The organism is Candidatus Enterococcus testudinis (assembly GCF_002140915.1).
GTDB lineage: Bacteria > Bacillota > Bacilli > Lactobacillales > Enterococcaceae > Enterococcus_D > Enterococcus_D testudinis.
The window spans coordinates 1,330,442-1,341,859 of record NZ_NGKU01000001.1; the positions used below are offsets into that span (position 1 = coordinate 1,330,442).

Below are 11,418 nucleotides of genomic sequence, written 5' to 3' on the forward strand. Positions count from 1 at the left end.
GATGTTCTCACGCGTATTCCAACACGCTGTAACCGTTGATGTAAGTGGACTTTTTGGCAATGTTCATGTTTTTAGCGTATACTAATGACATGAACTTTTTTGATTTGGAGGAATGAACATGGAATTAGGATTTATCGGAACAGGCGTGATGGGCCAATCAATGGTCGGTCATTTATTAGCAGCTGGTCATCAGGTTGCAGTCTACAACCGCACAAAAAGCAAAACAGACGGGTTGGTTGAAAAAGGTGCTCAGTGGTTTGACACGCCTACAGAAGTCGCAGCCAATAGCGAGATCATTTTTACAATGGTTGGCTATCCAAGGGATGTAGAAGAAGTCTACTATGGAGACAAGGGGATTTTTCAAACAGATATCGCTGGTAAAGTGCTTGTAGATTTCACGACAAGTACACCTGATTTAGCAGAAAGAATATATCAAACAGCTGTAGAAAAAGGGGCTGCAAGTATCGATGCACCGGTTTCCGGCGGCGATTTAGGTGCTCAAAATGCCACATTGACCATTATGGCAGGTGGGGATCAGTCAACATATGATCGGGTGTTGCCATTATTTAAAATCATGGGTAAAAGTTATCAACTGCAAGGCGGTCCAGGGAAAGGCCAACACACCAAAATGGCCAATCAAATCATGATTGCAGGGACGATGACTGGTTTGACTGAAATGCTGGTTTATGCACAAGCAGCTAATCTTGATTTGCCTCAAGTCATTCAAACGTTATCTGGCGGCGGCGCAAATAACTGGTCAATGACCAATTATAGTCCGAGAATTTTGAAAGAAGACTATTCCCCAGGCTTTTTTGTCAAACATTTTATCAAAGACTTAGGCATCGCATTAGACGAAGCAGCAAAAATGAATCTAGATTTACCAAGCACCAAACTAGCCAAATCCCTATACGATCAATTGGCAGACAAGGGCTTTGAAAATGACGGAACCCAAGCACTGATTAAACTTTGGTGGCAAGATGGAAAAAAATCATAAAATCGCAAAAAAATTTGTAAAAATCAATGCATGTTAGAGGATGTTTTGATACAATAAAACGGACAGAAAAAGGAGGCTTACGAATGAAAAGTTCGCAATTAGTCGCTATCATCAAACGTTTAGAAGCGATGGTCGAAGCGCAAGACAGTGAAGTTCAAGTACGTCGTTTTGAAAAAGAAGGCGTCGAAAAATGTACCGTTACTTATGATCATTCTACTGAAACGTTTGAATTAACGGAGGCAGAAACAAATCAACCTTATCAATTTGATAATGTCGATATTGTAGCCATGGAAATTTATGATTTGATCCAATAAGAAAGATGTTTTCTTTCTATCCAATCATACAAAAAGGAACCAAAAGTTGATCAGCGATCGCTTTTGGTTCCTTTTTTATGTCTCTATCAATCCATTCGGATGCCTAAACGATGATGATAATTGATCAAGATACAGACTGGGTCTAGATCACTTTTCGTTAAAGGGCGCCGTGAGGAATGGTCTGTTGAGATTCGGGGATTAAATGTCTCTGTCGGACTGCATATTTTAGTCTCTTGTACTTGCCCAAATTGAATGTGATAATATTTGATTGCATACAAGTCTTTTGCATTGTCCACACACATCGGGACTTGAATAATCACGTCAGGTGCCTGCCAAAATTGATTGATACGTTTGATTTCTTGATAAAAATGGTTTGCAATCGTAAGCTGCTGATTAAGTATCTGGGCTTGTTCAAAGAGCAATTCCTCCGTGAGATAGGTCAATCGCTGTTGGCACAATCGAAAAAAATCCGTATCCTCTCCTGTGAAAAAGCAACGAATATTTTGCCATTTCTCTGAATCAGTTCGCAACCTGGCAGCGGGTAGTTGTTTTTCTAATCGGGCTTTAGCAATCGGATTGATCGTATCTAGCTGATAGGTCTCACTGAGTAACTGAAATAGCAATGGCAACTGTTTCGGTCTTCTAAATGGTCCGACAGAGGTCTCTGTTCTCGTTTCTTGGCATTGAAACTGATGACCACTTAAATCAAGATAACAATAGTTGGCAAAATGGTTCATTTGTCGATTGTACATAGGGTGGAGTTGTTGGATCATTTGACATTCCAACAACAAAGCGTCTAATTCCGTATCGACTGCCACTGTGTCGAAGTCAGTAATATTGTGGACCATTCTCAACGTTTTATTGGCATGCTGTTGGTTCTTTCGAAAATAGGAAGTCACCCTGTTCTTAAGTGAATTGGCTTTGCCGACATACACCACAGTACCGTGTTGATCTTTCATCAAATAAATGCCAGGTGTTGTTGGCAAGGCATTGGCTTTTCTTTTTAATTTTTCTATATCTTTGTTCATTCTTTCTCCTCATTTCACTTCAAAGGGTAGCAAAATAACCGCTTGATAGCAAGCGATTCAGGTGCTGCTATACAATGTTTGCTGTACCTTCACGACTTAGTTTGACCATCAAGGTAAATTTGGAAGCGTATAAAATAAAATTTGTCAACTCATAGGAAATCAATTCTAAGAAAAAGCCGTTGAAAATAAAAATGTCCTTAAAAATCACAAAAGTTTAAAAATGTTCTTGCAATTCTTTATAACTTTCGATATAGTTTGACTATCAAATGATTTGATTATCAAAGTATTCGGATGGTGAACACTATGGAACCCAATTTAGAAACAGTCAATGACTACTTAGTCAGTGTCTTTAACGACATCTTAGTGATCGAAGAATCTGAATTGAAAAAATCACAATTTAAAGATCTTTCAATTACTGAAATGCATACCATCGAAGCAATCGGGATGTACAAAAAGAAGACGACGACTGAAGTTGCTAAAGAACTATCAATCACAGTTGGGACATTGACCATCGCGATCAATCGTTTGGTAAAGAAAGACTATGTAGAACGGATTCGGAGTGAAGATGATCGCCGGGTCGTAAAATTAGCGTTAACCAAGAAAGGCAAATTGCTTTTTCGGGTCCATCAGCATTTCCATCGCGAAATGGTCAAAGGTGTATTAAGCCAGATGAATCCAGAAGAAGAAAAAGCTTTACTGAAAGCACTAAAAAATCTGCATAATTTTTTACAAGAGTATAAGTGAGAATAATCGATGAATATGTTTGGGAGAATTACCGCAACAGCAAGTTATGTTCCAGAAAAAATCGTCACCAATGATGACTTATCTCTTGTAATGGATACGTCGGATGAATGGATCTATTCAAGAACAGGCATCAAAGAAAGAAGAATTTCGGCGGGTGAGAATACATCGGATCTTTGTTTCAAAGTAGCTGAGAAGCTATTGGCAGACGCAAAGATCGCGCCAGAAGAACTTGATTTTATCCTGGTGGCGACGATCACACCTGATTTCAATACACCGGCAGTTGCCTGTCAGGTGCAAGGAAAGATTGGTGCAGTCAATGCCTTTGCTTTTGATATCAGTGCTGCCTGTGCTGGTTTCGTTTATGCGCTATCGATGGCTGAAAAGCTGATTAGAACTGGTTCGAAAAAAGGATTAGTCATTGGCGGTGAAGTACTATCGAAAGTACTAGATTGGGAAGACCGTTCGTCGGCTGTTTTGTTCGGTGACGGCGCTGCCGGTATCGTTTTAGAAGCGACGGATCAACAGCATATCTTGAAAGAAAGTCTCAAAGCAGATGGCACAAGAGGCATGTCATTGACCTCTGGCTTTCGCAGCAACAACAATCCTTTCTCGACACATGCACCGGCTTATAATGCCTGTATGCAAATGGTGGGAAGAGAAATCTTTGATTTTGCAACAAGGGATGTTGTTCAGTCGATTGCTGAAATCATCGACAATGAGAAAGTAGATTATTATCTGCTGCATCAAGCAAATGCCCGTATATTAGATAAAGTGGCACGGAAGCTGAAACAGCCTCGTGAACATTTTTTACAAAATATGCAAAACTATGGCAATACTTCAGCAGCTTCGATTCCTTTGTTATTGGATGAAGAAGTCAAAAAAGGCACACTGTCACTTGGCAGTGGACAACGAGTGGTGTTCTCAGGTTTTGGCGGCGGATTGACATGGGGTACCATGCTCGCTACCTTATAACCTGTTCACAATAATAAATCATAAAATAAGATAATTACACACATTGGAGGAAACAACACATGGTATTCGAAAAAATTCAAGCAATCGTAGCAGAAGAATTAGGAAAAGAAACAGAAGAAATCAAATTGAACACAAACATTCAAGAAGATCTAGAAGCGGACAGCTTAGATTTATTCCAAATCATCAATGAGATCGAAGATGAATTTGATGTGAAAATCGAAACCGAAGATGGCATCACAACAGTTGAAGATCTAGTTAAATATGTAGAAAAACAACAAGCATAATACAAAGGCTAGGCAAGCAGCCTAGCCTTTCCTTTTATTGTTTCATGAACACGTTGATCGTTGATTTCGATCAAACCATGTTCTCCAATCAATTTGATGTGAATATAAAGGAGTAAAAGATGAAAACAGCTTTTCTATTTAGCGGACAAGGCGCCCAATACCAAGGGATGGGAAAAGAGTTATATCAACAAGAAGCAATTGTTCGCCAAACGTTTGATGAAGCCAGCGACATACTTGGTTATGATATGGCAGCCCTATGCTTTGAAGAAAATGACCGTTTAAATCAAACTGAATATACGCAACCAGCTATTTTAACAGTCAGTACAGCTTTTTGGCGAGTCTTAGAAGCTAAAGGAATCCAGGCAGATGCGATGGCTGGCCTAAGTTTAGGCGAATACAGCGCATTGGTTGCCAGCAAGTCTGTGACATTTGCTGATGCAGTCGCATTGGTTCAAAAACGCGGTACATTTATGACAGAAGCGGCCCCGGCTGGTACTGGCAAAATGGTGGCGGTGATGAATACACCAGCCGAGACTATCGAAGCAATCTGCAAAGAAGCCTCAACGGTTGGCATCGTCTCGCCGGCAAACTATAATACACCGCAACAAATCGTTATCGGTGGTGAAGCACCAGCGGTGGACCATGCAATCGCATTGCTTCAAGCAGCTGGCAGCAAACGGATGATTCCTTTAAATGTCAGCGGACCTTTCCATACGGCATTGCTGGCCCCGGCTGCTGAGAAATTGGCGCAGGAGTTGATCACTGTCGGTTTTGATCAACCACAAGTCCCGGTCATCAGCAATACAACAGCAGAACCGATGGCTTATACAGAAATCAAAGATTTATTGACTCGGCAAGTCAAGTCGCCGGTCCGTTTTTATGAAAGTATTGCAACACTGAAAGCACTAGGTATCGGGCGTGTCATTGAAATCGGTCCTGGGAAAGTGTTGAGCGGCTTTATGAAAAAAATCGACAAAGATATCCAAACATTGCGTGTAGAAGACAGTCAAACGCTTGCAGATACCCTCGCAACGTTCAAATAGGAGGATTATATGGATCTACATAACAAAAATGTATTTGTAACAGGCAGTTCTCGCGGGATTGGCTACACGATTGCGGAAACATTTGCCAAAGAAGGCGCCAATATCATTTTAAATGGGCGTAAAGAGATCGACCAATCCTTGATTGACGGCATCACCCAATATGGTGTGACCTGTGCTGCGGTCAATGGCGATATCGCAGACTTTGAGCAAGCGGGACAGATGCTTGCTGAGGCAGAAGCGGCAATTGGTCCAATCCACATTCTGGTCAACAATGCAGGAATCACCAATGACAAATTGTTGCTGCGAATGAAACCAGAAGATTTCGAATCAGTGATCAAAATCAATTTAACAGGTACTTTCAACATGACACAACATGCAATCAAGAAGATGATGAAGCTGCGAGAAGGCCGCATTATCAATCTGACCAGTGTTGTGGGGTTGACTGGTAATATTGGTCAAGCAAATTATGCAGCCAGTAAAGCCGGTGTGATCGGTTTTACCAAGTCTGCAGCTCGAGAGGGTGCAGCACGGGGAATCACTGTCAATGCGATCGCACCAGGTTTTATTGAAACAGAGATGACCGCAGTGTTGTCCGATAAAGTCAAAGAACAATCGATTGCAGTAATTCCGCTGCAGCGGTTTGGCTCTACAGAAGATGTTGCACATGCAGCAGTATTTTTAGCCAAAAGCCCCTATATCACAGGTCAAGTGCTGAGCGTGGATGGCGGCATGGCAATGCAAGGCTAGGAGGAGAAGAATATGAATCGAGTAGTCATTACAGGTTATGGGGTCACTTCACCAATTGGGAACGATCCAGAAACCTTTTTAGCAAGTTTACAAAACGGTACGAATGGAATCGCACCAATCACCAAATTTGATGCGGAAGCAACAGGAATCACATTGGCTGGAGAAGTCAAAGATTTTCCATTAGAAAAATACTTCGTCAAAAAAGATACCAAACGGATGGATCTTTTCTCGATCTATGGTATTTACGCTGCCTTGGAAGCGATGAATATGGCACAGTTAGATGCTGAATCGATCGATGCAGATCGTTTTGGTGTCATGGTTGGTTCTGGAATCGGCGGTTTGCCAACGATTCAAGACCAAGTGATTCGTATGCATGATAAAGGGGCGAATCGCGTATCCCCAATGTTCGTGCCAATGTCGATCGTTAATATGGTTGCTGGAAATATTGCTTTACGGGTTGGCGCCAAAGGAATCTGTACGACCACTGTTTCAGCCTGCGCCTCTGGTACGCATTCAATTGGCGAAGCGTTCCGTAACATCAAACATGGCTATGCGGATGTGATGATCGCTGGTGGGTCAGAAGCGACGATTTGTGAGATCGGCATCGCTGGATTTGCTTCATTAACAGCATTGACAACGGAAACCAATCCAAATAAGGCCTCTGTCCCATTTGATAAAGATCGCAGTGGATTCGTGATGGGTGAAGGTGCGGGTGTCTTCATTCTTGAATCACTGGAACATGCCCAACAACGAGGCGCAACGATCCTCGGTGAGGTTGTAGGCTACGGTGCCAACTGTGATGCATACCATATGACAGCACCTAACCCAGATGGATCTGGTGCAGGCAAAGCAATGAAATTGGCGATGAATGAAGCTGGGATCACCCCTGCTGAAGTTGATTACATCAATGCCCATGGGACAAGTACACCAGCCAACGACAGTGCCGAAGCGACATCGATCCAATATGGATTGGGTGATGATTATCGCAAACCATTTGTCAGCAGTACAAAGTCAATGACTGGACATTTGCTAGGGGCGGCTGGAGGAATCGAAGCCATTGCTTCTTTATTGGCTTTGCAACATCAATTTGTTCCGCCAACCATCAATGTCACTGAACAAGACCCAGCCATTGATCTAAATGTGGTCAAAAATGAAAGTCAACCAGCAGAGCTGACATATGCTTTAAGCAACTCACTAGGTTTTGGTGGACACAATGCGGTGATTGCATTGAAACGTTGGGAGGAAGCATAATTGGAAACAAATGAGATAAAAGACTTATTATCGCAATTCGATCAATCCACACTTACTGAATTGCATTTGAAAAAAGATACCTTTGATTTATATTTCAACAAAAATACAACCAGCGGCTTTCAGCCGACAGCAATTGAACCAGTAGCTACAGCAGCAGCGCCGGCAGCACCTGTTCAGGCAGCAGCGGCTGCGACAACAGCTGCACCAGCAGTGGCGACTGAAACCCCGATTGCGGAAGGAAAAGAAGTCATCTCTCCACTTGTTGGTGTCGTTTATTTGAAACCAAGTCCTGACAAAGAGAATTTCAAACAAGTTGGCGACCAAGTGAAAAAAGGCGACATCTTGTGCATCGTTGAAGCGATGAAAGTGATGAACGAGATCGTCAGCGATGTTGATGGCGAATTGGTTTCAGTTTTAGTAGAAAGTGAACAGATCGTTGAATACAATCAACCGTTGTTCCGGATAAAGGAAGGGTAAGCCATGACTGCATTAACAATCCAAGAAATCAAAGAAATCATTCCGCACCGCTACCCGATGCTCTTAGTAGATCGCGTGGAGGAATTAGAAGAAGGCAAACGAGTCGTTGCCAAAAAAAATGTCACGATCAATGAGCCGTTTTTCCAAGGCCATTTTCCTCATGAACCCGTAATGCCGGGTGTGCTGATCGTTGAAGCGATGGCACAAGCCGGGGCAGTTGCTTTATTGTCATTGCCTGATTTCAAAGGGAAAACAGCTTACTTCGGTGGGCTGGATAAAGCAAAGTTCCGTAAAAAAGTCACCCCAGGAGATACATTGATCTTAGAAGTAGAAATAATCAAAGTGAAGTCTGCAGCTGGCATTGGCAAAGGGATTGCTTATGTTGACGGCAAAAAAGTCGCAGAGGCAGAACTGACTTTCATGATTGGATAGGTGAAAGATGTTTTCAAAAGTATTGATCGCAAACCGCGGTGAAATAGCCGTACGTATTATTCGTGCATGTCGCGAACTAGGTATTCAAACGGTAGCTGTCTATTCAGAAGCAGATCGAGAAGCACTGCATACTGAGCTTGCTGATGAAGCTATCTGTATCGGACCAGCCAAGGCCGCTGACTCTTATTTAGATGTCCAGCAGATTTTAAGTGCCGCTATCGTCACGAAGGCTGAAGCGATTCACCCTGGATTTGGTTTTTTGTCAGAAAATAGCCGTTTTGCAGCGATGTGTGAAGAATGCAACATCGTCTTTATCGGTCCAAAAAGCGAAACGATCGATGCCATGGGGAATAAAATCAATGCCCGTCGCTTAATGATTGACGCCAATGTACCGGTGATACCAGGAAGTGAAGGGGCAGTTTCTAATGTCGATGAAGCGCTGGAAATTGCTGAAGAAATTGGCTATCCAGTGATGCTGAAAGCAGCTGCCGGCGGTGGAGGAAAAGGAATCCGTAAAGTTTTGGACAAAGAAACCTTGCCGCAACACTTTGCTTCCGCACAGCAAGAAGCCAAAGCTGCTTTTGGCAATGATGAAATGTATATCGAAAAGATCGTCTACCCAGCACGACATATTGAAGTGCAAATCTTAGGTGATTCCTTTGGATCAATCATTCATTTAGGTGAACGGGATTGCTCCTTGCAACGGAACAACCAAAAAGTGTTGGAAGAGTCGCCTTCAGTGGTGATCTCAGAAAGCAAACGTGCTGAAATTGGTTCAGCTGCGGTACGAGCAGCGGAAGCCGTCGCTTATCGCAATGCGGGTACCATTGAATTCTTGATGTCAGAAACAGGTGACTTCTACTTTATGGAAATGAATACCCGTATTCAAGTGGAACATCCAATCACTGAAATGGTGACCAATGTTGATTTGGTCAAGAAACAATTGGAGATTGCCAGCGGTGAACCGTTAGGCATCAAGCAAGAAGATATCAAAATGACGGGGGCTGCTATCGAGTGCCGTATCAATGCGGAAAACCCAGCCTTCAATTTTGCACCTTCTCCAGGTAAAATCAACAATTTGTTTTTGCCGGCGGGTGGCTTAGGCGTTCGGGTCGACAGTGCCATGTATTCTGGCTACACGATTCCACCTTATTACGACTCCATGATCGCGAAAGTGATCGTTCATGGTGAAAATCGTTTTGAAGCCTTGATGAAAATGCAACGGGCGTTGACAGAACTAGTCACTGATGGTGTGATCACCAATGCAGAGTTCCAAATGGATTTGATCAGTCATCCAAAAGTGATTGCAGGAGATTACACTACGGCCTTTTTACAAGAAGAATTTTTGCCGAATTGGTCACCTGAACAGTAGGAGGGGAAATGAATGGCTTTATTCAAAAAGAAAAACTACATTCGTATCAATCCTAATCGTGGTCAATTACCAACGAATGAACCAATCGTTCCTGACAACTTATGGGCAAAATGCCCAAGTTGCAAACGTACTTTATATACGAAAGAGATGGGGGTAGAGAAAGTTTGCCCGCATTGTGGCTATAACTTTCGTATCAGTGCTTGGGAACGGATTGCCATTACCATTGATGAAAAAAGTTTTGATGAGTGGGATACCGATGTAGTCACAGAAGATCCATTGGATTTCCCTGGCTATCAAGATAAAATTGCGGCCATGCAGGAAAAAACTGGCTTACATGAAGCTGTTCTGACAGGCGAAGCGAAAGTAGCTGGCCTACCAGTAGCGATTGGCATCATGGATGCCAATTTTATCATGGGTAGTATGGGCACTGTGGTTGGTGAAAAAATCACCCGTTTGTTTGAACGTGCGCAAGAAAAGCAGTTGCCAGTGGTGATCTTTACCGCCTCTGGCGGTGCGCGGATGCAAGAAGGCATTCTGTCATTGATGCAAATGGCCAAAATTTCAGCAGCAGTCAAACGACACAGCAACGCGGGGTTATTCTATTTGACAGTCTTGACTGATCCAACGACTGGTGGTGTCACTGCCAGTTTTGCCATGGAAGGGGATGTCATATTGGCAGAACCTCAAGCGATGATCGGATTTGCTGGACGGCGCGTGATTGAACAAACGATTCGTCAAGAATTGCCAGTGGATTTTCAAAAAGCTGAATTCCTTTTGGCGCATGGTTTCGTCGATCAAATCGTTCCACGAACAGAATTACGTCAAAAAATCAGTCATTTGATCCAACTACACACAATGAAGGGATGGGGCAGTCATGCATAAAACAGCAGATGAAATCGTCGAACTGGCCCGCCATAAAGATCGCTTGACTGCATTGGACTACTTTGAAACAGTCTTTACCGATTTTGAAGAATTTCATGGCGATCGCCTCTTCGGAGAAGATGAAGCTGTGGTGGGTGGCATCGCTTGTTTGGATGATAAACCGGTGACCGTCATCGGCATTCAAAAAGGGCGCAATCTGCCAGAGAATCTAAAACGCAATTTTGGCTCGCCACATCCTGAAGGCTATCGTAAAGCGTTACGTTTAATGAAACAAGCAGAGAAATTCGGACGACCAATCGTGACCTTGATCAACACTGCTGGTGCCTTTTGTGGAATCGGTGCTGAAGAACGAGGTGAAGGAGAAGCGATTGCCCGCAATTTGTTCGAAATGTCTGATCTGACGGTACCGATTTTAGCTATTATTATTGGCGAAGGCGGCAGCGGCGGTGCGTTAGCGTTGGCTTTGGGTGATGAAGTATGGATGATGGAGTATTCGATCTATGCGATTTTATCTCCTGAAGGCTTTGCTTCTATCTTGTGGAAAGACGGCAGTCGTGCCAAAGAAGCAGCTGGGTTGATGAAAATCACTGCCCGTGAATTAAAAGACTTAGGCGTCATTGAACGTGTGATTGAAGAAACACAGGATGACAACGTATTAAGCAAAGAGCAGTTGGCGGATAATCTTCGTCAGTTGATTACGGCTAAACTGGATCAGTTAGCGGCATTGTCACCAAAAGAGCTGGTGAATGCGCGTTATCAACGCTTTAGAAAATTTTAAGATCTGCCTACCGAGGATCCATTGATATCGGTAGGTATTTTTGTATGCAAAACATGAGTGGCAACGCATAAAGAATCATGGAAAATGAATAGTTATAAAT

At 43.0% G+C, this 11,418-nt stretch carries 14 protein-coding genes; 13 read left to right on the forward strand and 1 reads right to left on the reverse strand.

The annotated features are described in order from the left end of the window. The first annotated feature begins 118 nt into the window (after positions 1-118). Positions 119-994, forward strand: a complete 876-nt coding sequence (locus A5886_RS06375; RefSeq protein WP_086274175.1) for an NAD(P)-dependent oxidoreductase — start codon at positions 119-121, stop codon at positions 992-994. A gap of 83 nt (positions 995-1,077) precedes the next feature. Next, on the forward strand, positions 1,078-1,308 hold the full coding sequence (locus A5886_RS06380; protein ID WP_054116346.1) for a YkuJ family protein: 231 nt from the start codon (positions 1,078-1,080) through the stop codon (positions 1,306-1,308). Positions 1,309-1,394: 86 nt separating this feature from the next. Here A5886_RS06380 and A5886_RS06385 read toward each other — a convergent pair whose 3' ends face one another. Next, positions 1,395-2,336: a GIY-YIG nuclease family protein gene (locus A5886_RS06385; protein ID WP_086274176.1), complete on the reverse strand. Its 942-nt coding sequence runs from the start codon at positions 2,334-2,336 to the stop codon at positions 1,395-1,397. Between the two features lie 303 nt (positions 2,337-2,639). Between A5886_RS06385 and fabT the strand changes: the two genes are divergently transcribed. The 11 genes from fabT (at position 2,640) to A5886_RS06440 (ending at position 11,318) form a co-directional block, all read left to right on the forward strand. Continuing rightward, on the forward strand, positions 2,640-3,080 hold the full coding sequence (gene fabT, locus A5886_RS06390) for a fatty acid biosynthesis transcriptional regulator FabT (RefSeq protein WP_179189985.1): 441 nt from the start codon (positions 2,640-2,642) through the stop codon (positions 3,078-3,080). Positions 3,081-3,089: 9 nt separating this feature from the next. Continuing rightward, complete coding sequence (locus A5886_RS06395; RefSeq protein WP_086274178.1) at positions 3,090-4,052, forward strand: beta-ketoacyl-ACP synthase III; 963 nt, start codon at positions 3,090-3,092, stop codon at positions 4,050-4,052. A gap of 59 nt (positions 4,053-4,111) precedes the next feature. Then, positions 4,112-4,336, forward strand: a complete 225-nt coding sequence (locus A5886_RS06400) for an acyl carrier protein (RefSeq protein ID WP_086274179.1) — start codon at positions 4,112-4,114, stop codon at positions 4,334-4,336. 119 nt (positions 4,337-4,455) lie between these two features. Then, the gene (gene fabD, locus A5886_RS06405; RefSeq protein ID WP_086274180.1) at positions 4,456-5,379 is read left to right on the forward strand and encodes an ACP S-malonyltransferase; all 924 of its coding nucleotides are present in this window, start codon (positions 4,456-4,458) and stop codon (positions 5,377-5,379) included. A gap of 9 nt (positions 5,380-5,388) precedes the next feature. Next, positions 5,389-6,126, forward strand: coding sequence for a 3-oxoacyl-[acyl-carrier-protein] reductase (fabG, locus tag A5886_RS06410; protein ID WP_086274181.1), 738 nt, complete (start codon positions 5,389-5,391; stop codon positions 6,124-6,126). A 12-nt stretch (positions 6,127-6,138) separates the two neighbouring features. Further along, positions 6,139-7,377, forward strand: coding sequence for a beta-ketoacyl-ACP synthase II (gene fabF / locus A5886_RS06415; RefSeq protein ID WP_086274182.1), 1,239 nt, complete (start codon positions 6,139-6,141; stop codon positions 7,375-7,377). Then, positions 7,378-7,854: an acetyl-CoA carboxylase biotin carboxyl carrier protein gene (accB, locus tag A5886_RS06420; RefSeq protein ID WP_086274183.1), complete on the forward strand. Its 477-nt coding sequence runs from the start codon at positions 7,378-7,380 to the stop codon at positions 7,852-7,854. 3 nt (positions 7,855-7,857) lie between these two features. Further along, entirely contained in the window at positions 7,858-8,286 is a 429-nt protein-coding gene (gene fabZ / locus A5886_RS06425; protein WP_054116338.1) for a 3-hydroxyacyl-ACP dehydratase FabZ, read from the forward strand. Positions 8,287-8,293: 7 nt separating this feature from the next. Then, entirely contained in the window at positions 8,294-9,658 is a 1,365-nt protein-coding gene (locus tag A5886_RS06430; protein WP_086274184.1) for an acetyl-CoA carboxylase biotin carboxylase subunit, read from the forward strand. Positions 9,659-9,670: 12 nt separating this feature from the next. Then, positions 9,671-10,540 (forward strand): acetyl-CoA carboxylase, carboxyltransferase subunit beta, encoded by an 870-nt coding sequence (accD, locus tag A5886_RS06435; protein WP_086274185.1) that lies wholly within the window; start codon positions 9,671-9,673, stop codon positions 10,538-10,540. Continuing rightward, positions 10,533-11,318, forward strand: coding sequence for an acetyl-CoA carboxylase carboxyl transferase subunit alpha (locus A5886_RS06440; protein ID WP_086274186.1), 786 nt, complete (start codon positions 10,533-10,535; stop codon positions 11,316-11,318). The genes accD and A5886_RS06440 overlap by 8 nt, the downstream gene beginning before the upstream one ends. The last annotated feature ends 100 nt before the right edge of the window (positions 11,319-11,418 follow it).